Consider the following 23,946-nt stretch of genomic DNA (forward strand, 5'->3'; position numbering starts at 1 on the left):
TTACATGAAAGTGAGCAACATTTACCCTGCTTGAGAGAAAAACTGTTGCTCCATGAACTGAAAGAAGGCATTCGCGGGGCATGGCGGCGCGCCTGCCTGCGCAGCCGTTTCGTCGCGCGACTGACGGGTGTCCCAGGATCGCCGGCACGGATGAATTCGATGCGCGCGGGCTGGCCGAGCGCATCGTGCTCGCCGTGCAGGCCGGACTGCCGCTGCTGCACGCGCCGGTATTCGTGGCGGACGCCTTCGTCGCGTCGCGGCCGGCGCGGGTGCGGGGCAGGGCGCATGGCCGGCTGCCCGCCGGCACCGAATGCACTGCGATCGTAGGGCGCCTACTGGCGAACGCTGACTTGCCCGTTCGGTTTTTTCCGCCGCGGCATGGACAGCGCGCATCGCGGGCTGTGATAATGCGGGACACAAACCGTCTGCACTTTAGTCAACATGAAACAAGATCCGCGCTTCCCGAACCTTTTCATTACCGATCATCCGCTGATCCAGCACAAGCTGAGCCACATGCGCGACAAGGCAACGTCGACCCGCACGTTCCGCGAACTGCTGAAGGAAATCACGCTGCTGATGGGCTATGAAATCACCCGTGACCTGCCGCTGACGACGCGCGAGATCGAAACCCCGCTGATGACGGTCGACGCCCCTGTGATCGCCGGCAAGAAGCTGGCCGTGGTGCCGATCCTGCGTGCCGGCATCGGCATGAGCGACGGCTTGCTGAACCTGGTGCCATCGGCCCGCGTCGGGCATATCGGCGTGTTCCGCGATCCGGCAACGCACCAGCCGGTCGAGTACCTGGTGCGGTTGCCCGACCTGGTCGACCGTACGTTCATCCTGTGCGATCCGATGGTCGCCACCGGCAATTCGGCCGTCCACGCCATCGAAGTGCTGAAGAACCGCGGTGTGACGGACGACCAGATCATTTTCCTGGCGCTGGTGGCCGCGCCCGAAGGCATCACGGTGGTGCAGAAGGCGCACCCGGGCGTGAAGATCTACTGCGCGTCGCTGGACTCGCACCTGAACGACCACGCCTACATCGTGCCCGGCCTGGGCGATGCGGGCGACCGCATCTTCGGCACCAAGTAAGCGGCGCACCGACACACGTGGCCGCGCCGCTCGATCCCCAGTACCGGCAACGGCTGCAGGCGCTGTCGGACATGTTCGCCGCCACCATTCCGGCACGCATGGGTGAGATCGCCGATGCCCTGGCCGCCGCCGGCACGGCGCCCGGCCCCCAGGAACTGGAACGGCTGCACCAGGCACTGCACACGGTAGCGGGCTCGGCCGGTTCATTCGGCTTTGCCGCGCTGGGCGAGGAAGCCCGGCGGCTGGAGCAGGCGGTGCGCGGCCAGCTGGCCGGTGAATCCGGCTGGGCCGCATTGGTCTTGCAAATCCACGCCTATCTCGACCAGGTCAGCCGGGATCCCAAGTCCCCCGCTTTTCGCGCGCACGATTGATATTAATCAAACAGCCACTGCCGATATTGTCTATAGTTACACATATGCCGAACGACGCGAGGGCACTCTTGCGAGGCGGGCATTTCGAGGGTGGTTGAAGTTAAGTTGAAGTTGGCTTGAAGTTGGCTTGAAGTTGGCTTGAAGTTGGCTTGAAGTTGGCTTGAAGTTGGCTTGAAGTTGGCTTGAAGTTGGCTTGAAGTTGGCTTGAACTTGGCTTGAACTTGGCTAGAAGTTGTACTGGAGCTGAAGTCAGCTTTGGTTCCGATGCGATTTCAAAATCAATTGTTCCCATCGATTTGTCGTCTCCCGAGCTCCGGAAGTGGCAAGAATCATTGTTCGAGAGCATTTTCCAGGCGTTTTTCCAGGATTTTGCAGCTCATTCATGTGATTCTCATCACTTTTCACTCGACAGTAGCGAATATTTTCGCAAAATCGTGCCTCACGACGTGCTTTTGGCGCTGTATTCGGTATAATGCGGGATCGTTTAGATTCAAGGGTAGTGCAGTTTGTCTGCCATTGCATACTTGCTTCAAACGATATCACGGGCGCAAGCTCATTTAACTGTAATAGGAATTGTAATGGCAACTGGTATCGTAAAATGGTTCAATGATTCGAAGGGTTTTGGCTTCATCACCCCTGACGAAGGCGGCGAAGATCTGTTCGCTCACTTCTCGGCGATCCAAAGCAATGGCTTCAAATCGCTGCAAGAGAACCAGCGCGTATCTTTCGATGTAACCGCTGGCCCGAAAGGCAAGCAAGCATCGAACATTCAGCCTCTGTAATACGCTGGATCTAACGACACAAAAAATCCTCGGTTTCCGGGGATTTTTTTTCGCCTGTCGCTGTTGAATCAGCGATCGGCAAGTGGACTTCCTTTGCGCTGGCCAGCCCATGCAACGGCCGGTTTCCGCCCTCTGCCAGCACCAGCAGTTCTCCACGTTCCGCGTTCCCCAGCTGTTTGGATGGCGATTCGTGCACCTCAGACGTTTTTCCCGCTTACTTGCCGAGTGCTGGCGTTTCATCGCTGATCTTTGGCCGCGTACTTTACCGCGTACCTTCACGGCGTACCCCTGACCACCGGCCTTTTGCGGCCTAGCCTTTTGCCCAATATCCCGGCTGTGCGTAGGTGCGCCGCAGGAAATCGACAAACGCGCGAATCCGCAGCGGCAGGTGGCGCCGCTGGGCAAATACCGCATAGATGTTGTCGTTGCCGGGCGCGGCGTACTCATCGAGGACGGTGACCAGTCGGCCCGCTTCGATGTCGACCCCCACTTCCCACATCGACCGCCAGCCCAGGCCTTTGCCGGCCAGCACCCAGTCGTGCAGTACGGCGCCGTCATTGCAGCTCATGTTGCCCGCCGTGCGGAGCGTGACATTCTTGCTGCCGTCGCGGAACGTCCAGCCGCGCTGGCTGCCGGCGCTGCTGATCGCCATGCAGTTGTGGCGCGACAGGTCTTCCAGGGTTTTCGGCACGCCGTGGCGCTGCAGGTAGGAAGGGGCGCCGACGACCACCCGGCGGTTGTCCGCCAGCTTCAGGCTGACGAGGTTGGAATCCTCCAGCGTGGCGATGCGGATGGCCACGTCCACCCCTTCGCCGATCAGGTCGACCACGCGGTCGTTCAGGTTCAGTGTGACGGTCACGTCGCGGTGCTCGGCCACGAACGATGGAATCAGCGGCGCTACATGGTGGCGGCCGAAACCCGCCGGTGCCGAAATGAGCAGGTGGCCAGTCGCCCGGGCACTGCGTTCCGCCGCGGCCGCTTCCGCGCTCTCCAGGTCCGCCAGGATACGCTGGCAATCTTCGAGGAACGCGGCGCCTTCGTCGGTCAACGCCAGCTTGCGCGTGGTACGCTGTAGCAGCTTGACGCCCAGGCGCTGTTCCAGTGCATCAAGGCGGCGGCCGATCACGGCTGGTGCGATACCTTCGGCGCGCGCGGCGGCAGACAGACTGCCCCGCGCCACCACTTCCACGAACGTGGAGATCTGCTTGAACTGATCCATAACCTCGATTTATGACAAATCCGCACAGATGAAGTGATTATTTGTCTTGTTTAGATAAGTTTGCAGTCAATATACTTCAAGGCATCCAATTTCACCAGAGCGCAAAGGAGATCGACATGAGCATCACGTTACCGGCAGGAATGGAAATCACGGGCGAGATCAAGCCCGGCTATGAAAGCGTTCTGACGCCGGAAGCGCTGGCTTTGGTGGCAAAACTGTCGCGTGCGTTCGAGCCGCGCCGCCAGGAATTGCTGGCTGCCCGCGTGGAGCGTGCGAAACGCCTCGATGCGGGCGAGCGCCCTGACTTCCTGGCTGAAACGGCGCATATCCGCGCTGGTGACTGGACGATTGCGCCGATCCCGCAAGCCTTGCAGTGCCGACGCGTGGAAATCACCGGCCCGGTCGAGCGCAAGATGGTCATCAATGCGCTCAATTCCGGTGCCGACAGCTACATGACGGACTTCGAGGATTCCAACACGCCGAACTGGGATAACCAGCTCACCGGCCAGCTGAACATGATCGACGCCGTGCGCAAGACGATCTCGCTCGAGCAGAACGGCAAGTCCTACAAGCTCAACGAGAAGACGGCAACCCTGGTCGTGCGTCCGCGCGGCTGGCACCTCGATGAAAAGCATGTGCTGGTCGACGGCAAGCGCGTCTCCGGCGGCGTGTTCGATTTCGCGCTGTTCATGTTCCATAACGCCCGCGAACAGCTGGCACGCGGCGCCGGCCCGTATTTCTACCTGCCGAAGATGGAATCGCACCTGGAGGCGCGCCTGTGGAACGATATCTTCGTCATGACGCAGGACGAGCTGGGTCTGCCGCAAGGCACGATCAAGGCCACCGTGCTGATCGAAACGATCCTGGCCGCGTTCGAGATGGACGAGATCCTGTATGAGCTGCGCGAACACAGCGCCGGCCTCAACGCGGGCCGCTGGGATTACATCTTCAGCTGCATCAAGAAATTCAAGGTCGACAAGGACTTCTGCCTGGCCGACCGCCCGAAAGTGACGATGACGGCGCCGTTCATGCGCGCCTACGCACTGCTGTTGCTGAAGACCTGCCACAAGCGCAATGCGCCGGCGATCGGCGGCATGTCGGCCCTGATCCCGATCAAGAACGATGCGGAGAAAAACGAAACGGCGATGGCCGGCGTGCGCAACGACAAGGCGCGCGATGCTACCGATGGCTACGACGGCGGCTGGGTCGCCCACCCGGGCCTGGTCGGCCTGGCCATGACGGAATTCACCAAGGTGCTGGGCGACGCGCCGAACCAGATCGGCAAGCAGCGCCCGGATGTCGAGGTGACGGCGGCGGACCTGCTGAACTTCCAGCCGGAAGCGCCGATCACCGAAGCGGGCCTGCGCTACAACATCAACGTGGGCATCCACTACCTGGGCAGCTGGCTGGGCGGCAATGGCTGCGTGCCGATCCATAACCTGATGGAAGATGCTGCCACGGCCGAGATCAGCCGGTCGCAGGTGTGGCAATGGATCCGTTCGCCGAAGGGCGTGCTCGACGATGGCCGCAAGGTCACGGCCGACATCGTGCGCTCGATGATCGCCGAAGAACTGCCGAAGGTGAAGGAGTCCGCACCGGACGGCACCAGCCCGAACTACGATCGTGCCGCGCAGATCTTCGAGCAGATGTCGACCTCCGAATCGTTCGCGGAGTTCCTCACGCTGCCACTGTACGAGGAAATCTGACCGGGGACATTTGACGGCGGGGCCGGTTCAATGCCCGCATCCGGTGGCATCGGGGCCTCTGATTCGCATCAGGGGCCCCTTTCTTATCACGGGCCCATTCTGCATCACAGGCCCATTCTGCATCACAGGCCCGTTCTGCATCGCAGGCCCGTCTCGCATCAGAGGCTTCCACTCGCATCAGAGGCTTCCACTCGCATCAGAGTCTTCCATTCGCATGAAAGGCTTCAATTCGTATGAGAAGCCTCTTTTCCTGCCACAGGGAGAGGCCTCTTTCGTGCCTAGGCCTTACGCTCCGCCAGCGCGGGGCGGGCCAGGAATTCCTTCAGCCGCGCCTCGTCGATCCGGTGCCCGGCAATGCGCCGCAACAGCAGGTCGATGCGGTCGCCTCCCCAGAACAGCTCGCCCATGTAGCTGAACGTCGGCACGCCGAATACGCCGGCCGCCGCGGCGCGCTCCGTCGCGTCGATCAGTGCCTGCTTGATCGCGGGCTCGCTTGCAGCCGCCTGCAGCGCTTCGCCGTTCAGGTCGCACTCGGCGGCCAGCGCCTTCAGCACGGCAGGGCTGGAAAGATCCAGGCCGCGCTCCCAGCATGCCTGCGACAGCATGAACGTGAAGCGGCGCCGGCTCGTCAGCGAGGTAATCGCCAGGCACATGCGCAATGCCAGCAAGGGATTGAAGGGATGGCCCGGCGGTCCGCGGAATGGCAAGCCGTGCGAATCGGCGATGCGCATCACGTCACGAAACAGGAATTCCCGCTTGGCCGGCACTTCGGCCGGGCCTTTCGTGCCATGCGCCTTCAGCAAGCCCGCGAGCAGCACGGGCTCCATCTCGAGGTGCACGCCCGCCGCTTCGATGCGGGCAATCTGTTTCGTGGCCAGCCATGCATATGGGCTGATCGGGTCGTAGTAGAAACGGACTTTTTCCATATCTGTTCCTGTCAAAAATGGTTCTTCCATTCGCGCAGCGCCGCGAAAACGGCGAGCGGGGCGGCATTGGCCGCCACCTTTCCCGCCGCGGCGAGGCGCTGTGCGATCCGTTCGTCGCGGTAGCGCAGGAAGGGATTCGTTGCGCGCTCGACGGCAATCGTGCTCGGCACGGTGGGTACACCATGTTGCCGCTTCTTCGTCTCCGCTTCCATGCGCGCCCGCAGTGCTTCGTTACCCGGTTCGATCTCCAACGCGAACCGCAAGTTCGACAGCGTGTACTCGTGCGCGCAAAAAACCTCGGTCTCGGGCGGCAGCGCCGCCAGCTTGTCCAGCGAGGCCGCCATCTGCGCCGGCGTTCCTTCGAACAGCCGGCCGCATCCACCCGCGAACAGCGTGTCGCCACAGAACAGCCAGTGCGGTCCCATGCCGGGCGCCCCATCCGCCCCGCCGGCGTAATACGCGATGTGGCCATGGGTGTGCCCAGGCACATCCAGCACGGCCAGGTCCAGGCCGATACCCGGCACCGCGATCCTGTCGCCTTCTCCCAGCGGCTGCGTGACGGCGGCGATGCCATCGTTCCGCGGGCCGAACACGGGCACGTCGAACCGCTGCAATAACGCCGGCACGCCACCGATATGGTCACGATGGTGGTGGGTGAGTAGAATGGCGGTAAGCGTCAGCCCGCGGTCGCGCAGCGCAGCAAGGATGGGTTCGGCATCGCCGGGGTCGACAACGGCCGCGTGGCTGCCGTCATGGACCAGCCACAGGTAGTTGTCGTTGAAGGCCGGCACGGGCAGCACTTGCAGCGCAGCTCCCGCGGGAGTCGATATTGAAGCTGGCATTGAAGCTGACTCTGAGCCCGGTGCGGAAATCGCAGCGCAAGTGGGGTCGATCGAAGTCATCGGCAAGACGGCGTCATGGAACGCGGCATCATGGAACACGGCATCATGGAACACGGCATCATGGAACACGGCATCACAGGGAACACGGGGTCATCCTCACTGGGGTACTACCAAGGGAACGCATGGATAGCGCAGCATCCGAAAAATCCATTATAGCGCTGGACAGCTGGCTTCAAACGCCGGCCGGCCGCTATGTGCGCGCCTGGGAGCAGAACCGCCTGGATGCGCTGACAGCCGATATCTTCGGCTATAACGCGCTGCAGATCGGCATGCCGCAGATCGATGCGCTGGCGGCCAGCCGCATGCCGCACAAGTGGCTCGCCGACACACTGCCCGGCCGCACCGTCGACACCGGCGGCCGGCCGGTCTCGCTGACGCTGGACCCGATCGAGCTGCCATTCCCGTCGCAGAGCCTGGACCTCGTCGTCATGCCGCATGTGCTGGAATTCGCGGCCGAGCCACACCAGGTGCTGCGCGAAGTGGAACGTGTGCTGATCCCGGAGGGCCAGCTGATCATTTGCGGCTTCAATCCGGCCAGCCTGTGGGGTTTGCGGCAGATGCGGGGCAGGGTGACGGGCACCCGCTACCTGCCGCGCGGCGAGCAGATTTCCATGCCGCGCATGAAAGACTGGTTAAAATTACTCAACATGGGCGTGAGCCACAGCCACTTCGGCTGTTATGCTCCCGCCTGCCGCACGGAACACTGGCTGGCCAGGTATGCGTTCATGGACCGCGCCGGCGAGCGCTGGTGGCCGTACTTCGGCGCCGTGTATCTTGTCCAGGCGATCAAGCGGGTCAAGGGCATGCGGCTGATCGGGCCGGCGTGGAGCAAGAAGAAGGCGAAGTCGCCCGTGGCGGTACCTGCAACGAACAAACACAAGGATCATGGATAAAGTCGAGATTTTTACGGACGGCGCGTGCAAGGGCAATCCCGGCACCGGCGGCTGGGGCGCGCTGATGGTGGCGGGCGAAGCGCAAAAGGAACTGTTCGGCGGCGCGCTGAATACCACCAACAACCGGATGGAGCTGCAAGCCGTCATCGAATCGCTGAACGCGTTGAAGCGGCCCTGCGAAGTCGTGCTGCATACGGACAGCCAGTATGTGCAGAAGGGCATCAGCGAATGGATCCATGGCTGGAAGGCGCGCGGCTGGAAGACCTCGACGAAGGAGCCGGTGAAAAACGCTGACCTGTGGCAGGCGCTCGATATCGCACAATCCGTCCACAAGGTCGACTGGCGCTGGGTGCGCGGCCACAACGGCCATCCGGGCAATGAACGGGCCGACATGCTGGCCAACCGCGGCGTGGACGCGGTGCGCGCGAGGTAGATGGGGAAAGGGCCCGAGGTGATGAAAAGCGCCTGAGGCAGGGAATGAGCCGAAGTGAGGGAGTAAGCCGGTGGGGCAAGCCGGCTTCTTCGCTGTCTTTCTTGCTATACTGCACGGCTCATCCAGAACAGCACTTCGCACCATGCGCCAGATCGTCCTCGATACCGAAACCACCGGTATCAACCCCAAGCTGGGCAACCGCGTCATCGAGATCGGTTGCGTCGAGCTGGTCAACCGCAAGCTGACCGGCAATAACTTTCACCGCTACATCAATCCGGACCGCGACTCGGAAGAGGGCGCGCTCGCCGTCCACGGGCTGACAACGGAATTCCTGTCCGACAAGCCGCGGTTCCGCGAGATCGCCGAGGAGTTGCGCGAGTATATCCGCGGTGCCGAGGTGATCATCCACAATGCGCCATTCGACCTGGGTTTCCTGAACCACGAATTCCGCATGCTCAACCTGCCAGCCTTCGACGAGCATATCGGCGGCGTCATCGATACGCTGGTGCAGGCGAAGGAACTGCGGCCCGGCAAGCGCAATTCCCTCGACGCACTGTGCGATCACTACGGCATCTCGAACGCCCACCGCAAGCTGCACGGCGCTTTGCTCGATGCCGAACTGCTGGCGGACGTATACCTGGCGATGACGCGCGGCCAGAACAGCCTCGGCATGGATATCGAAGTGGAAGAGGTGGCCACCGGCCTGCACCTCGAACAGGTGGCGCTGGCCGAGATCCTCGTCGTCCGTGCCTCGGCCGAGGAGCTGGCCGCGCATGAAGACCTGCTCAACGGCCTGGACAAGGCCGTGAAGGGCACCAGTGTGTGGCGTACCGCCGCCTGACGCGACGGGGGCAACGTGCCAGCCTTGCTCAGCAGGCGCTTGACCTGGCGCAAGGCGGCACCTATAATACTGCTTCTTCGGGAGGTTAGCTCAGGGGTAGAGCACTGCATTCACACTGCAGGGGTCGCAAGTTCGAAACTTGCACTTCCCACCAGGATTCGTTTGACCAGCGTGGATTGGTCAGCCAAGGCTTGCAACGTTGCGTTGCAAGCCTTTTTTGTTGGCGCTGTGAGCGGTAATTAAGCGAACTTCCCGCCGGCATCACGGTCTGACTTCCTGTTGAGATACTTCATGTATATCAGGAGGCGACATGGGCACGGCGGAGGTTCGAGTACTGATCGAAGCGTTGATGCAGCAACCGCTTTCAGAAGATCAGGTCGCATTGCTGCAGGGCTTTCTTGCGCGCGTCGAGCAACCAGGGCAGTGTCATCGCCTCATCGAGGAAGCCGCCGGAAAGCCGCCGTGTCCGCATTGCGGCCGCGAGAAGTCTCACCGTTGCGGACAGGCTAGTGGCTTGCAGCGCTATCGCTGCGTGGCATGCCGGCGCAGCTATAACGCCCTGACCGGCACACCGCTTGCCCGTTTGCGCCTGCGCGACAAGTGGCTGCAATACTTTCAATGCCTGATCGAGTCGACCCCTGTGCGCTCGGCGGCCAGCCGCGTCGCGGTGGCCAAGTCGACTAGTTTTCGATGGCGTCACCGTTTCATCGCCGCCATGCTCCGGGCGCCCCGTCCGCAGCTGACTGGCATCGTCGAGGCCGATGAAACCTACCATCTGGAATCACAGAAGGGCTCGCGCCACCTGGATCGCCCGCCCCGCAAACGCGGCGGGAAGGCCAGCCGGCGCGGCATCAGCAGCGAGCTGGACTGCATCCTCGTTGCCCGTGACCGCAACCGGCAAACCTGTGACTTCGTCACAGGCCGCGGCCCGGTCAGCGCCAGCCAGCTGATGAAACACCTGAAGCCTGTGCTGGCGCCCGATGTGTTGCTCGTGACCGATGCGGCCAAGGCGTACCAGGCATTTGCGAAGCAGGCCGGCATCACGCACGAAGCGATCAATGTGCGTGCCGGCATCCGGGTGCGCGGCGCACTCCATATCCAGGGTGTCAACGGATGGCATAGCCGCTACAAGACCTGGCTGCGGCGATTCAATGGCGTGGCCAGCCGCTATCTCGCCAATTACACCGGCTGGCAGCGCGTGCTCGATGCCGCCGAGCTGACGGCGCCGCGCCAATGGTTGCACATTGCCGTGGCGTCAGACTAGCTGATCAGCTCTCTTGTCGCGCTCGGCATGCAAGAAAGTTTCGTGCTCAACGGCAAAGCTACTCAACGCGAACAGCGCCTTTTTGTTTGCGCGAATCGGGTGCGAACGTCGCTGTGTGGCCCGGTCCGGGCTCTCACGGTCGAGGCATCGGAGCTGTACGGCGCTCATGCATATTGCCTCGAGGCGGCCAGTGCGAAGGCGGCCCCCGCCAACGGCGCACGGAAGAACATGCCACAGCAACGCCGCGGGAACTGCGGCGAGAGCCGGCGCCAAGCCTTACCATCCGGCACCGACACAAGCTTTTATCGAACAGACGGAGCGTCATCATGAACGACTTTGACTTGCGCGACGCAACCATTGCCGATGCGGGTGCGATGCTCGCGCTCCTTCGCTCGGTAGCAACCGAGGGTGATAGTCTGCCATTCATGAACGATGTGGAAAGGGGCTTCATCGATAGCCAATGGTTGGGCGCTCGGGGGTGTGTGGTCGCCTATCGGGGCGACCTGCTACTCGGCATGTACCGCTATGGCGCCAATATGCCGGGGCGCGGTTCGCATATCGCGACAGCGACCTTTTTGGTCGCCCAACAGTCGAGAGGGCAGGGCGTTGGACGTTCGCTGGTGCGGCACTCTATCGACTCGGCGCGAGCTTCCGGATTTCGCGCCATGCAGTTCAACCAGGTGTTGGCCACCAACACCGCCGCGCTCTCGCTCTATCGTTCACTGGGCTTTAAAAGGGTGGGCAGGATACCCGAAGCATTCGCCCACCCCAGGGACGGTTATGTCACGGCGTATGTGATGTACCTGGACTTGCGCCAGCCTCGCTGCGGGGATTGAGGCAGCTTTCAGTCGTGCTGGCGCTGGCCGGACGCGCCCGCGCCGGCTCGCATCCGATCCGGCGTCATGCCTTCACAGGGTAACGACGATCTTGCCGAACTGGGCATTCGACGCCATGTACCGGTGTGCCGCCACCATTTCATCGAATGAAAATGTCTTGGCGATCACGGGGCGGAAGACGCCTGCGCCGACCCCGTCCAGGATAAACCGCTGGGCCGCCGCCAGCCGATGCGGATCCGTCAGGATTTCGTGAACGAGATAGCCGCGCAGCGTCAGGCTCTTGCTGAGTACGGAAAACAGCGGAAACGGCGTTGGCTCCTTGCTGAGCCCACCGTATTCGACGAGGATACCGCCTGGCCGCATCGCCTCGGTCAGGGGATCAAAAAGCGGGCCGCCCACCGGATCGAATACGACACGCACACCGGCGGGTCCGGCGTGCGCCACCAGGGCCGCAGCCATGTCTTCGTCGTCCATGGTGACTACATGCGCTGCCCCAGCCTCCAGCAGCTCTTGCTTCTTCCGTGCCGTGCGTGTGACCGCGATCGGTATGGCACCGACATGACGAGCGATCTGGATCGCAGCGAGCCCGACGCTGCTGGATGCTGCCGTGATGACGACCTGGTCATCGGGCTGCAATTTCGCAATGTCGACCAATGCCCCATAGGCTGTCAGGTACGCCATCCAGAGCGCCGCCGCGCTCTCCCATCCCAACCCGGGGGGATGCTTGACGACATGGTCGGCAGGAACATTCACGATCTCCGCGTACGTTGGCCACCGGCTCATCGATACAGGCGGCACCACGCTGACAGCGTCCCCGAGCGCGATCGACGTTACGCCGGCACCGAGCATCGTGACGATACCCGCAGCTTCCAGGCCGAGCCCGGAGGGCAGGGCAGGCGTCTCGATGTACGTACCTTCCCGCATCAGCGCTTCGGCGCGATTGAGTCCCAGCGCCTTGACGGTGATCTGTACCTGCCCCGGTGCTGGCGGGGCTACTTCTGCCTGTTCGATCCGCAATACTTCCGGGCCGCCATGCTGATGAAACCGGATAACGCGTGCCATCGTCGACTCCCAATCGTTAGTGTGGAAATCAGTCTAGAGCTGCGCAGCATTGCGATAAACTGGCAGTTAATTTCTTCAGCAATAACCAGGAGTGGGGAATCGACCGACTAACCAGCATGGCCGTCTTCGTGCGCGTGGCCGATCTGGGCTCGTTCGCGGCCGCCGCCGACGAGCTGGCGCTGTCCGCCACGATGGTCGGCAAGCATGTACGCTTTCTTGAAGAGCGCCTGCGCGTCCAGCTGATCCATCGAACGACGCGCCAGCACTCGCTGACCGAGTTCGGCCGGACCTACTACGAGCGTTGCCGGGCGATCCTGGCGGAGGCCGACGCCGCGGACGCGATGGCGACGGATCAAACGCATGCACTGCATGGTCGCTTGCGCGTCACCGCGCCCGTCCATTTCGGCCGGCACTGCGTTTTGCCCGTCCTGCTCGACCTTGCGCGCCACTATCCCGGGCTCGAGCTCGATCTGTCGTTCAGCGACCGCCTGGCCGACCTGGCCGAGGATGGCTACGATCTCGCAGTCCGGACGGGAACGCTGGAACCGATCCCCGGACTTGTCTCGCGCCGTGTGGCCAGCCAGGCAATGATCGTCTGCGCGGCCCCCGGCTACCTGGAGCGCCACGGTCGTCCAGCCACGCTGAACGAACTCATTCATCACGATGCCCTGGCTTACCGGCGCAGTGGGCCGGTGCCGCCCTGGATATTCCCCGCCGACGGCTGTGCACTATCCGAGATCAATCCGCCGAGCCGGATTCGTCTGGATGATCTCGATGCCATCGCGGATGCGGCGGTCGCCGAAGCCGGGCTCGCATGGCTGCCGCGCTGGCTCGTGCGGGAGCGGCTGCGCAGGGGAGAGCTGGTTGACGTGTTTCCCGACGAGCCGGGCTACATGTATGACGTTCATCTGGCCTGGCAGCAGACGCCGCATCTGGCACGCCGCATCCGGGTCGCTGTCGAAGCACTGGCAGCCGCTCTTCCAGAAACGATGGCGTAGGCGGGTATGGATGGAGCCAAAGGAAGCCGGACTAACCAGTTCGCGGTCAACAGGTACAGGACACGGAAGCCTGGTTCGACAAGCACACCACGATAGACATCGGGCAGCGTCAGCCGGCCTTGTCCAGAAAATTGCAACTAACCGAAGAATAAACAAACCTCCCGCATCGAATTTTCACGACTCCCCAAGCACCAGGTCTACAAGGAAAACCTCGCATCGGCCCAGGCGACATGAACCCTGGACAATGGCAGGGCAATGGTAAGATCGCCGCACCATGAACATCTCCGCCTGGGACCGCAACCCCGTCATCGCATTCGATGAATTCCTCCACAGCGCCGCGTTTGCCCAGACGGCCAAGCGGGCGGCGCCGCCGCTGTCGACCGCGTCGGCCGAGGTGTACACCTTCATGTTCGGCCGCTTTGCCAAATGGCTGCGCGCGCACGGCCGCACGATGTCCGGGTTGCAGCCGGGGGACTTGCTGGAGTTCCTGGCCACGCGCGACGCGCGCGGGCGCCCGCTGCACAGCAAGATCGCCTACCGCTACCTGCGCCTGATCGAACGGTGCTACGAACATATCGGGCGGCTGCCCAATCCGGCCAGCGCCGCCATCGCGATGATGGCGGCCGACCGGCCGGTGCGCGATCGCGAGATGGTGGCGCTGTCGCCGGTCCAGGCGGGGCAGGTGGTGGCCACGAAACCCGAACTGAAGTCGTGGAAGCGGCAGCGCGACCGCGCCATGCAGCTGGTGATGCTGTGCGCTGGCTTGCGCGTGGCCGAGGCGATCGGCCTGCTGACTGGGGAGGTCGCCAGTGCGCCGGAAGAAGACGGCACCCTGCGCATCACGCTGACGCCAACGGCCAAGCAGCCGACCAGCTATCCGCATGAAACGTTCCTGCAGCCGCATGCCGTGCAGGAGGTGCTCGATTGGCTGGCGACCCGCGAACGGCTCGGCATTCCGGGCAACCTGGCATTTCCCGCCGATCCGGAAGGCGGGCGGCTGCATAAAAGCACGGTGTATCGCCAGGCGCGCAGTGCGTTGACGGAAGCGGGCGTGGCGATCCCGCACGTGGGCGGCCGCACCCTGCGCAATGGCTTTGCCGTGGTGGAGCTGAATGCCGGGACACCGGAGGAGGCGATGCGCAAGCGCCTGGGGCTGGCGCGCGCCCCGGCGCTAGATGCCTACCTCAGCGCCGCGCGCAGGCAGCGCGAAGGCAAGGGCTCGTCGTGAACGGGCATTTGCGTCGGGCACGCTTGTACCGGCAGGTCCCGCGCGGCGCGTGAATCGTGCGCACCCTGCCGCGGTGTAGCATGAGCCCGCGGCGAATCGCCGCGCCTCCATCAACGCGAAGAAGGGATGCACCGTGAACCAGCGTTATCGACCGCAGCGTTATCAACCGATTACGCGCCTCGGCCTGGGCGGCACCGGGTTGGGCGACATGTACCATGCCACCACCGACGCAGCCGGCGAAGCGACCGTCGATGCCGCCTGGGATGCCGGCATCCGCTATTTCGACACGGCGCCGCATTACGGCACCGGCCTGTCGGAACTGCGCTTCGGCCAGGCATTGCGCCGGCGCGCGCGGCACGAATACACCTTGTCGACCAAGGTCGGCCGCCTGCTGGTGCCGGACGTGGCCGGCGACATCGCCAGCCCGTTCGTCTCCTCGCTGCCGTTCCGGCGCGTGCTCGACTACACGGCCGACGGCGCCCGTCGTTCGGTGGAGGACAGCCTGCAGCGCCTGGCGATCGGCAGCATCGACATCGTGTACGTGCATGACCTGTCGATCGATGCCCTGGGCAACGAGTTCGAGCATTACTTCCGCATCGCCGCGGGCCCGGGCGGTGCCTTCGAGGGGCTCGTCAAGCTGCGCGAGGAAGGCCTGATCAAGGGCTGGGGGCTCGGCGTGAACACCATCGAACCATGCCTGCGGGCGCTGCGTCAATCCGATCCGGACATCTTCCTGCTGGCCGGCCGCTACACGCTGATGGAACAGACACCGCTGGAAGAGCTGTTCCCGCTGTGCGCCGAGCGGGGCGCGCACGTGGTGCAGGGCGGTCCATTCAACTCGGGTTTCCTGGCCGGCGGCAGCAACTACGACTACGGGCCAGCCAGTCCGGTGCAGCACGAGCATCGCGACCGGTTGCGCAAGGTTGCGGCCCGCCACGGCGTCGACCTCGCCGCGGCCGCGCTGCAGTTCGGCCTGGGGCATCCGGTCGTCGTGGCCACGATACCGGGCGCCAGCAGCCCGGAACACCTCCGGCGCAATGCCAGCCTGTTGAGCGTTGAAATCCCCGAACAATTTTGGCAGGAACTGCTGGCTGGAGGCCTGTTGCCGCCGGATGCGCCGGTGCCGCCCCGCACGGCGCCGCAAGACACCTGACGGAACGCCGCCCGCCGGACCGGCCGAACGCAACCGCGCCAGGCGATGCCAATCGATGCCGACTGGTATCGCATGGCAACGGCCACGCAACCAGCGATGCCGGTTTTTCCGATGCGGCGCGCCACCGTACAGCGTCCCGGCGCCGCGTTTCGCGCAAAAGTCGTACGCTACAGTATGCGCGAACATTCCTCCATTCCACCAGGACCACAAGAACCCCCAGAACCGGCCGAACCGGCCGCGCCGCCGGGAACGTCCGCGACGCGAGCGGATGCCGCGGCTGCGCCGGGAAGTCCGGCGGACCTTCCGCCATCCGGCTTCGCCACCGGTGCCGGCCATCCCGATTTCGCCCTGCCCGAAACGGCGGCATCGGCCGAAGACGCGCCGGCGGCCCGTTGGCGGCAGCGCTTGCCATGGATTTTGCTCGGCATGCTGTTTCTGGCGATCGCCGCGGCCACGCCCTCGCTGGTGCGCAAATGGCAGGCCGACCAGGCGCTGTACAAGCTTGCGCGCATGGCGCCGCTTCCAGCGCCCGCGGTGCCGCCCCCCGCGACAGGATCGGTGCCAGCGCAGTCTGGCTTGCAGGCCGCGGGCGCGCCGCCTGCGCTGCCGGCCGGTGATCCGAACGCGGCGGGCGCGCCGGCAAACGCCGTTGCGCCATCGACTGCTGTTCTGCCTGTTTCAACTCCTGGCACGCCAACCCGGGCGGTGGGAGCCGGTGCAGCAATAGCAGGCCCGCCCGTCGGCGCTTCGGCTGACGTAGCAGTGGCGGGGGCGAGCGCAGGCGTGCCCGGCAAGCCGGGTCAGGAACAGGCCGCGTCCATCACTGCCGCCCAGCCCATCGTGCCCGCGCCACCTGTGCCGCCGAACGCCGATGGCAAGGCGGCCAGCCTTGCATCGGCGGGACCAGCGGCCGGCAGCGCGAGCGTGGCGGAAGCACAAGGCAAGGCAGACACGGTGAAAGACGCTGCTCCGGAACCGCGAAAGCGCAACCGGGCCTCGCGGGCGGCAAAACGCAAGGCCGCACCCGAGCGCCGCGCCGTGGCGAAGAACACGGCGCGAAGTACCGGCACGTTCAGGCGCTGCCCGCCGCTCGGCACGAGAGGGGCCGTGATGTGCCGCTGGCATATCTGCAATGGCGGCGCCGGCAAGGAAGCCGCCTGCCGGCCCTACCTGGAGCGCCGGCCTTGAGTCCCGCGTCGCGACACGTCGAAGACCCACGCGAACGAGTACGGCAGGAGGAGTACGGCAGGAGGAGTACCGCAGAAGTACCGCAGGACTGCGGCAGTGAGCCGGGGCACGGGGCTACCGCGGTGGCCACCGCATCAAGCCACCGCTTCAAGCCACCGCTTCAAGCCACACTCAGCGCCGCCGCCGCGCCAGCATGGCCAGCACACCGAAGCCGCCGATCAGCATGCCATACGTCGCAGGCTCGGGCACAGCCGGGGTGAACGACAGCGAGATGTCGAGCGATGCGTCGCGCACCGCGTTGCCGGTCGCAACCAGCGTATAGATGCCTGGGCCCAGGCTGCCCAGGAAGCTCGAGTGCGCGAAGCCGCCGAGCACACCCGTGAACTCATCGCTGGCCACCACGGTCGATTGCGAATCGAGGATGTCGATGTTGACGCCCACCAGGCGGGGGCCTTGCCCGTCGGCTGTATCGATGATCCAGCCGGCCAGGCCGTTGAAGTCGGCGGCGCTCTCCAGCGTAAACGTGGTGATCTGGCTCAGGGCGCCGTGTTCGCTGGTGAAAGTGTCGACAAACAGGTTGTCGCCGGGTGAGAGGGGCGTGGCAACCACGGCATTCGCAGTGAGGTTGCCGTAATGGACCGATTCGGTATCGGCAAACGCGGGGCTGGCGGCGAGCGCGGCAAACGCGGTGGCTCCGGCCCATCTGGTCAGGACAGATGCGGGCATGATTCCTCCATCGAGGTAGCAGGGTTTGATAGCAGGGTTGTCGGGTCCGACGGGTGCGCGCTGACTTCAGCCTAGCTCCCGTGGACCCTTTGTCAACCTTGCGACCCTATTATTTTTTAAGGAACCTCAACCGCCCCGAGCTGTCTGGTACGACGCGGTCAATGCAGGCTGGCGCGGCGCACCAGCACGTCGATGGATTTCGCCGCCGGCACCTTGCTGTCGATCGCATGGTGCCATAGCGGAATCAGCGGATTGCATTCCGGGTAGTAGCCGGCTACGCTGCCTTCCGGGATATCGTACGGGACCACGCTCAAGCCGCGGACCAGGCGTGGCGCGTCGTCGCTGACGGCGGTGACCAGGTCGACCAGGTCGCCCGCGGCCAGACCCAGGCGCGCCATGTCGGCACCCGCCATGAAAAGCACCATGCGGCTGCCGCTCACGCCGCGGAAGCGGTCTTCATTGCTGTAGATCGTCGTGTTGAACTGGCCGTCGCTGCGCACCGTGAACAGCCGCAGCGCCGCCGGATCCCGGCTGTCGCTGTCTGGATCGACTTGAAGCGACTGCGGCACGGTGAATTCGGCCCGCTTGCTGGGGGTGTCCCACACCCGCTCGGCGGCGCCCAGCGGCTTGCGGAAGCCGCCCGGCGTCCACATCCGCGCATTGAAATCCTTGAAGATGGCGGGGTAGGTGGTCTCGATCGCATCGCGGATACGGCTGTAGTCGGCCACCCAGGCGTCCCAGTCCACCTTGGGGTTCGGCGGCAGGGCCGCCTTGGCCAGGCCCGCCACGATGGCCGGTTCCGACAGCAGCGTTGCCGCGGCCGGTTCCGCCATGCCACGCGAGCCGTGCATGCATGCGGTGCTGTCTTCCACCGATACGGACTGCGGAATGCCGTGCTGGCGGTCGATCTCGATCCTGCCCAGGCAGGGCAGGATGTACGAGGCCTTGCCGTGGATGACGTGATTGCGGTTCAGCTTGGTTGATACCTGCACCGTCAGCGGCAGCTCGCGCCAGGCCGCTTCCATCCGCACGGTATCCGGCACGGCACGCACGAAGTTTCCTCCCAGCGCGATGAAGGCCGGTACCTTGCCCGCCAGGATCGCCTCGCAGGCTTCCACCGTGTTCATGCCCGGCTTGCGGGGCGGTTCGAAACCGTATTGCTCCTTCAGCTTGTCGAGCGGCGCCAGTTCCGGCTTTTCCGTGATGCCCACCGTGCGCTGGCCCTGCACGTTCGAATGCCCGCGCACCGGGCAGATGCCGGCGCCGGGCTTGCCGATATTGCCGCGCATGAGCAGGAAGTTCACCAGCATCGTCACGTTTTGCACGCCGTGGCGGTGCTGCGTCAAACCCATGCCATACACGCCCATCACCGCGGCGGACTTGCAGTAGACATCCGCCGCCGCTTCGAGCGCGGCGCGCGGCAGCCCGGATTCCGCCTCGATGGCGTCCCACGCGCAGCCGCGCACGGATTGTTCGAATGCCTCGAAGCCATGCGTGTGCTCCTGCAGGAACGCCATGTCCAGCACGCGCTGGTCGCCGGCGGCATGGGCCGCGTCGTCCCGTGCCAGCACGGCCTTGCACAGGCCCATCAGCGCTGCCGTATCGCCGCCGGGCAGGAGCTGGTGGTACTGCGTGCTGATCGGCGTTTCCTGCCCTGTCAGCATCTCGAGCGGGGATTGCGGGTTCGTGAAGCTGACCAGGCCACGCTCGCGCAGCGGGTTGAAGGTGATGATTTGCACGCCACGCTTGCGGGCCTCCTGCAGCTGGTGCAGCATGCGCGGGCTGTTGACACCCACGTTCTGGCCGAAGAAGAAGATGCAGTCGGTGTGCTCGAAGTCGTTCAGCCCGACAGTGCCGACCGCCACGCCGATGGTCTTCTTCAGGCCGACGGAAGTGCTTTCGTGGCACATGTTCGAACTGTCCGGCAGGTTGTTGTTGCCGTACATGCGGGCCATCAGCTGGTACATGTACGACGCTTCCAGCGAGGCCCGCCCGGAAGAGTAGAACACCACGTGCTCGCGGTCGCACGCGCGCAGCGCCGTGCCGATCTCGGCGAACGCCGTGTCCCAGCCGATCGGGCGATACTTGTCGCTGGCGGCATCCCAGCGCAGCGGTACCGTGAGGCGGCCCTGGTCTTCCAGCGCATGGTCGCTCCAGCTCTCCAGCTCGGTGACCGTGTGGCGCTCGAAGAAATCGGCGCCGATCGCCTTGCTGGTGGTTTCCCACGCGGTGGCTTTCGCGCCGCTCTCGCAGAACTCGAACGGGTGCGGATTGGCCGGCTTGGCCCAGGCACAGCTGACACAGGCATAGCCATCCGGCTTGTTCTGCTTGAGCAGCAGCCGGCTGTCCTTCAGCGGCACGTGCTCGTGGAACAGGATGTTGGTGACTTCCTTCAACGACCCCCAGCCGCCGGCCGGCATGTCCGCCGACTCGACCTTCAACTTTTCGCTCATGGTATCTCCTCGATGACGACCCACGGTAGCGCGGCACTGCCGCTCGGTCGGTGCGCAACCGCACAGTGATACCCGGCGTTGTATTTCCTATCACGCGCTCCTCGTGTATCCTCTCGGGATGGAACCCGACACCCAACCATCCGGAGCGGAAACGCACGACCCGGCCTCTGCCGAAGGGGCGCCCGCATCGACCAACGCCCGCAAGATCGCCTGGGCCGGTGCCGCCGTGCTGGCGGCCCTCACCGTCGCCGCGGCGGTCTGGGGCGTCCAGGCATGGCAGACCAACCGCGCCATGGAGAGTGTCGAGAATTCGCTCTCCGGCCGGGCGCTGGCGGCGCCAGGCGCACCGGCCGCGGCCGCGGCGGGGGCGACAACCGTGCCAGCGCAGGCCGAGCCGGCAGGGGAAGTGGCGCCCGTGCCGGTTGCGCCGTCGGCCGATCGCCTGCCGCCACTGGTCTTGCCTGGCCAGCCCGTGCCCGACGCCGTGCTGCGCGACCTGCCCGACTGGGTGGCCGCCGAAGTGGCGCCCGGCCACACCCCGGCGCGGACAGCGGTGCGGGCAGCGGTGCAGACGTCCGGCGCATCCGGCGATGAATCGGCGGCGCCCGCAGTGGTGCCGGCACCAGCCAGGCCACAGCGCGAGCGCGCCGAGGCGGCACCCCGCAAGGACCGTTATGGCACCGTGTTCGCGCGTTGCCCCGGGCCCGGCGAATCGGGTGCCGTGGAATGCCGCCGTGCCGTGTGCGATGGCGCCGCGAAAAAGACGGCCGCCTGCGCGCCGTACCTGAAGTAGGGCGGTAGCCGGTCACACGGGCCGCGGCCAGGCCGCGGCTCAGCGCTTCACAGGAAGCACAGCATCCTACGAAGCACATCCCAGGAAGCGCAACACAGGAAACGCTTCACAGGAGGCTTCACAGGAAGCGGTCGAGGATTTTCTTGCTGTGCTTGTCCAGCGCGTACTGGTTCCGCACCAGGAACTGGATCCCGTGGGTATCCGAGATGAGCAGGGCTTCGGTACCGATGCGGCGGATGTCCTCTTCGCCGCGCAGCACGAAATCGGCCGTGCCGCGGTCGGTGTCCACGGTCCACGTGCATGGCGTGGCGAAGCTCGTCACATCGACGATGCGCCGGATCTCCGGCATGAACTCCCGTCCCGACAGTTCCTCGCGGATCAGCGCCGCGATCTCCGCCGGGAGGTCGTCCAGCGTATCGATCCAGATCACTTCCTTGCCATCCGTATTCACCAGGGCCAGCCCTTCGTCGGGGGCCTGGATCGGGAAAGCGCGCACCGGCGCCACGCCTTCGTGCACGGTGCCGGCGGCGTCGATCAGGGAAAGGCGGCCGAACGGGTCGCGCCGCAGCTGGAAATCAATTGTCGTCATCGCGTTGCGCATCCTTGTCATCCAGGTCGGTATCGACGTTGCGGGCCTGCGCCTGGTACAGGCGGTAATAGGCGCCTTCGTTGGCCATCAGTTCCTCGTGCGGGCCTTCCTCGACGACCTTGCCGCGGTCCATCACCACCAGCCGGTTGGCGCGCTGCAGCGTCGACAGGCGGTGCGCGATGGCGATCGTGGTGCGGCCCGCCACCAGGTTGTCCAGCGCCTTCTGGATTTCCTTCTCCGTCTCGGAGTCCACCGACGCCGTCGCCTCGTCCAGGATCAGGATGCGCGGGTCGATCAGCAGCGCGCGGGCAATCGAGATGCGCTGGCGTTCGCCGCCTGACAGGCCCTGGCCCCGTTCGCCCACCATCGAATCGTAGCCCTGCGGCAGGCGCAGGATGAAGTCGTGGGCGTGCGCGGCACGCGCCGCGGCCATGATCTCGGCGCGGCTCGCGTCCGGCTTGCCGTAGGCGATGTTCTCGGCGATCGTGCCGAAGAACAGGAACGGCTCCTGCAGCACCAGCCCGATATTGCGGCGGTAGTCGGACACGGCCAGCGAGCGGATATCGACCCCGTCGAGCAGGATCGCGCCTTCGGCCACGTCGTAGAAGCGGCAGATCAGGTTGACCAGCGTGGACTTGCCCGAACCGGAATGGCCCACCAGGCCGATCATCTCGCCGGCCTTGATCTCCAGGTTCACGCCCCGGTTGACGGCGCGGTTGCCATAGCGGAAGCCGACTTCGCGCAGCGTGATGTTGCCCTCCACCTTGTCCAGCTTGACCGGGTTGGCCGGTTCGGGCACGGAAGACACATGGTCCAGGATGTCGAAGATGCGCTTGGCGGCGGACGCCGACTTCTGCGTGACCGAGACGATCCGGCTCATCGAATCGAGCCGGCTGTAGAAGCGTGTCGAATACGTGAGGAAGGCGGTCAGCACGCCCACCGTGACATGCGACTGGGAGACCTGGAAGATGCCGAACACGTAGATCACCAGCAGGCCCACCTCGGTCAGGAACGACACGGTGGGCGAGAACAGCGACCACACCTTGTTCAGCTTGTCGTTGACGGCCAGGTTGTGCTTGTTGGCGATGCGGAAGCGCTGCGCCTCGCGGGCTTCCTGCGCGAAGGCCTTCACCACGCGGATGCCGGGGATCGTATCGGCCAGCACGTTGGTCACCTCGCCCCACACGCGGTCGATCTTCTCGAAGCCGGTGCGCAGGCGGTCGCGCACCAGGTGGATCAGCCAGGCGATGAATGGCAGCGGTACCAGCGTCACCAGGGCCAGCCACGGATCGATCGTGAACAGGATCACGCCCGTCATGATGATCATCAGGCAGTCGGAAGCGAAATCGAGCAGGTGCAGCGACAGGAACACGCAGATGCGGTCGCTCTCGCTGCCGATGCGCGCCATCAGGTCGCCGGTTCGCTTGCCGCCGAAGTACTCGAGCGACAGCCGCAGCAGGTGTTCATAGGTGGACGTGCGCAGGTCGGCGCCGATCCGTTCCGACACGAGCGCCAGCACGTAGGTCTTGCCCCAGCCGAGGATCCACGCCAGGATCGCCGAACCGAGCAACGCCGACATGTACATCGTCACCAGGCTGGTGTCGACCGGCTGGCCGTTCTGGTAGGGGATAAGCACATTGTCCATCAGCGGCATGCTGATATAGGGCGGGATCATGTGCGCCGCGGTGGACAGCAGCATCAGCGTGAAGCCGCCCGCCAGCGGCCAGCGGTACGGGTGCGCGAAGCGCCACAGCCGCAGCAGCGTCCAGGTGGACGGTGGCGTGTGCACCACCTTCGTGCAGATCGGGCATTCGTCCTGGTCCGGTTCCAGCGGGGCCTTGCAGGTGGGGCAGGCGTGCTCTTCGGGGCGCGCCACGGGCTGGCCCGTCAGCGCCGCTTCCATCAGCGGGGTAAAGGCTTCGGCCAGCTTGATCGCATGCAGGTTCTGGCCCAGCGTGAAGCGCCAGGCGGCCAGGCGGCCGTGTTCGTCGAACAGTTCCAGGTGGCCCACGCCGGCGTGGTCGTGGAGCTTGAGCAGCATGCCCTGGCGATAGGGCCAGGCCTGCCAGCCCTGGCCCGGCGCGCGGGACAGGAGACGGCGATCCGTCAGCAGAACGATGCCCTTGGCGAAATGCAGTTTGTCATCGAGGTCAACCTCCAGCGCACTTTGCACGTTTTCCCCAGGAGCAAGCTGCATCTGCGTGTCCGAATGCCAGTGTTCCGGCAATTCGATGCGGGCCAGCCCAGGGGGAAGATCGGTTCTTGTCATTGTCTGGATTGCTCCGAATAGCTTGCTGGGCGGCTTTGCCGTTTGGCAAGAATGTAAAATAGATGGGAAAATACCAGGATGTAACGGCTCAGGTTATCAATGCGCTGACACGATTAGCGCACCGGAGAGTGGGCCCGGTTTTTATTTATTGTATTCTTCAGGCACGATTCGGAAGAGGAAGCCGCTACCTTTGAGCACCATGGTGGCGCAGTGGGCGCAGTA

General features: G+C 64.5%; 22 protein-coding genes and 1 tRNA gene. 15 read left to right on the plus strand and 8 right to left on the minus strand.

The genetic code is table 11. The annotated features are described in order from the left end of the window. Positions 1-441: 441 nt before the first annotated feature. From upp to OU994_RS16645, 3 genes are all read left to right on the plus strand, one after another. Positions 442-1,092, plus strand: coding sequence for a uracil phosphoribosyltransferase (gene upp, locus OU994_RS16635; protein WP_131145896.1), 651 nt, complete (start codon positions 442-444; stop codon positions 1,090-1,092). 17 nt (positions 1,093-1,109) lie between these two features. Further along, on the plus strand, positions 1,110-1,463 hold the full coding sequence (locus OU994_RS16640; protein WP_281606763.1) for an Hpt domain-containing protein: 354 nt from the start codon (positions 1,110-1,112) through the stop codon (positions 1,461-1,463). Between the two features lie 578 nt (positions 1,464-2,041). After that, entirely contained in the window at positions 2,042-2,245 is a 204-nt protein-coding gene (locus OU994_RS16645) for a cold-shock protein (protein ID WP_131145893.1), read from the plus strand. A 310-nt stretch (positions 2,246-2,555) separates the two neighbouring features. Here OU994_RS16645 and OU994_RS16650 read toward each other — a convergent pair whose 3' ends face one another. Next, positions 2,556-3,464: a LysR family transcriptional regulator gene (locus OU994_RS16650; protein ID WP_131145892.1), complete on the minus strand. Its 909-nt coding sequence runs from the start codon at positions 3,462-3,464 to the stop codon at positions 2,556-2,558. A 116-nt stretch (positions 3,465-3,580) separates the two neighbouring features. Here OU994_RS16650 and aceB point away from each other — a divergent pair, with 116 nt between their 5' ends. Further along, positions 3,581-5,170, plus strand: a complete 1,590-nt coding sequence (gene aceB / locus OU994_RS16655) for a malate synthase A (RefSeq protein WP_281606764.1) — start codon at positions 3,581-3,583, stop codon at positions 5,168-5,170. A gap of 278 nt (positions 5,171-5,448) precedes the next feature. Here the strand turns inward: aceB and OU994_RS16660 are convergent, their stop codons facing one another. Further along, entirely contained in the window at positions 5,449-6,096 is a 648-nt protein-coding gene (locus OU994_RS16660; RefSeq protein WP_165497663.1) for a 2-hydroxychromene-2-carboxylate isomerase, read from the minus strand. 11 nt (positions 6,097-6,107) lie between these two features. Then, entirely contained in the window at positions 6,108-6,938 is an 831-nt protein-coding gene (gene gloB / locus OU994_RS16665) for a hydroxyacylglutathione hydrolase (RefSeq protein ID WP_281611655.1), read from the minus strand. A 182-nt stretch (positions 6,939-7,120) separates the two neighbouring features. On the opposite strand from gloB, the gene OU994_RS16670 reads away from it, so the two are divergent. From OU994_RS16670 to OU994_RS16695, 6 genes are all read left to right on the plus strand, one after another. Next, positions 7,121-7,891 (plus strand): class I SAM-dependent methyltransferase, encoded by a 771-nt coding sequence (locus OU994_RS16670; RefSeq protein ID WP_281606765.1) that lies wholly within the window; start codon positions 7,121-7,123, stop codon positions 7,889-7,891. Then, the gene (gene rnhA, locus OU994_RS16675) at positions 7,884-8,324 is read left to right on the plus strand and encodes a ribonuclease HI (RefSeq protein ID WP_131145887.1); all 441 of its coding nucleotides are present in this window, start codon (positions 7,884-7,886) and stop codon (positions 8,322-8,324) included. The genes OU994_RS16670 and rnhA overlap by 8 nt, the downstream gene beginning before the upstream one ends. A gap of 142 nt (positions 8,325-8,466) precedes the next feature. Continuing rightward, the gene (dnaQ, locus tag OU994_RS16680) at positions 8,467-9,165 is read left to right on the plus strand and encodes a DNA polymerase III subunit epsilon (protein ID WP_281606766.1); all 699 of its coding nucleotides are present in this window, start codon (positions 8,467-8,469) and stop codon (positions 9,163-9,165) included. A gap of 79 nt (positions 9,166-9,244) precedes the next feature. Then, positions 9,245-9,319: transfer RNA gene (locus tag OU994_RS16685), tRNA-Val, on the plus strand. 360 nt (positions 9,320-9,679) lie between these two features. Next, the gene (locus tag OU994_RS16690; RefSeq protein WP_281606767.1) at positions 9,680-10,429 is read left to right on the plus strand and encodes an IS1595 family transposase; all 750 of its coding nucleotides are present in this window, start codon (positions 9,680-9,682) and stop codon (positions 10,427-10,429) included. A gap of 326 nt (positions 10,430-10,755) precedes the next feature. After that, positions 10,756-11,265 (plus strand): GNAT family N-acetyltransferase, encoded by a 510-nt coding sequence (locus OU994_RS16695; RefSeq protein ID WP_281606768.1) that lies wholly within the window; start codon positions 10,756-10,758, stop codon positions 11,263-11,265. 72 nt (positions 11,266-11,337) lie between these two features. Here OU994_RS16695 and OU994_RS16700 read toward each other — a convergent pair whose 3' ends face one another. Next, positions 11,338-12,327 (minus strand): zinc-dependent alcohol dehydrogenase family protein, encoded by a 990-nt coding sequence (locus OU994_RS16700; protein ID WP_281606769.1) that lies wholly within the window; start codon positions 12,325-12,327, stop codon positions 11,338-11,340. A gap of 116 nt (positions 12,328-12,443) precedes the next feature. Between OU994_RS16700 and OU994_RS16705 the strand changes: the two genes are divergently transcribed. The 4 genes from OU994_RS16705 (at position 12,444) to OU994_RS16720 (ending at position 16,894) form a co-directional block, all read left to right on the plus strand. Next, a complete protein-coding gene (locus tag OU994_RS16705; protein WP_281606770.1) occupies positions 12,444-13,325 on the plus strand; it encodes a LysR family transcriptional regulator in 882 nt (293 codons plus the stop codon). 274 nt (positions 13,326-13,599) lie between these two features. Further along, positions 13,600-14,553, plus strand: a complete 954-nt coding sequence (gene xerC, locus OU994_RS16710) for a tyrosine recombinase XerC (RefSeq protein WP_281606771.1) — start codon at positions 13,600-13,602, stop codon at positions 14,551-14,553. Positions 14,554-14,686: 133 nt separating this feature from the next. After that, entirely contained in the window at positions 14,687-15,706 is a 1,020-nt protein-coding gene (locus tag OU994_RS16715) for an aldo/keto reductase (RefSeq protein ID WP_281606772.1), read from the plus strand. A gap of 45 nt (positions 15,707-15,751) precedes the next feature. Further along, a complete protein-coding gene (locus OU994_RS16720) occupies positions 15,752-16,894 on the plus strand; it encodes a hypothetical protein (protein ID WP_281606773.1) in 1,143 nt (380 codons plus the stop codon). Between the two features lie 171 nt (positions 16,895-17,065). Here the strand turns inward: OU994_RS16720 and OU994_RS16725 are convergent, their stop codons facing one another. Beyond that, positions 17,066-17,620 carry an FxDxF family PEP-CTERM protein gene (locus tag OU994_RS16725; protein ID WP_281606774.1) on the minus strand — a complete coding sequence of 185 codons (555 nt, stop codon included), beginning with the start codon at positions 17,618-17,620 and terminating at the stop codon, positions 17,066-17,068. A gap of 158 nt (positions 17,621-17,778) precedes the next feature. Next, complete coding sequence (locus tag OU994_RS16730) at positions 17,779-20,073, minus strand: FdhF/YdeP family oxidoreductase (protein ID WP_281606775.1); 2,295 nt, start codon at positions 20,071-20,073, stop codon at positions 17,779-17,781. Positions 20,074-20,191: 118 nt separating this feature from the next. Here OU994_RS16730 and OU994_RS16735 point away from each other — a divergent pair, with 118 nt between their 5' ends. Next, positions 20,192-20,866 (plus strand): hypothetical protein, encoded by a 675-nt coding sequence (locus OU994_RS16735; RefSeq protein ID WP_281606776.1) that lies wholly within the window; start codon positions 20,192-20,194, stop codon positions 20,864-20,866. Positions 20,867-20,984: 118 nt separating this feature from the next. On the opposite strand, the gene OU994_RS16740 is transcribed toward OU994_RS16735, so the two are convergent. Continuing rightward, a complete protein-coding gene (locus OU994_RS16740) occupies positions 20,985-21,455 on the minus strand; it encodes a DUF1854 domain-containing protein (protein WP_281606777.1) in 471 nt (156 codons plus the stop codon). Continuing rightward, entirely contained in the window at positions 21,442-23,724 is a 2,283-nt protein-coding gene (locus OU994_RS16745; RefSeq protein WP_373922461.1) for an ABC transporter ATP-binding protein, read from the minus strand. The genes OU994_RS16740 and OU994_RS16745 overlap by 14 nt, the downstream gene beginning before the upstream one ends. Positions 23,725-23,946 lie beyond the last annotated feature (222 nt).

Source organism: Pseudoduganella sp. SL102 (assembly GCF_027856995.1).
Classification (GTDB): Bacteria; Pseudomonadota; Gammaproteobacteria; order Burkholderiales; family Burkholderiaceae_D; genus Rugamonas; species Rugamonas albidiflava.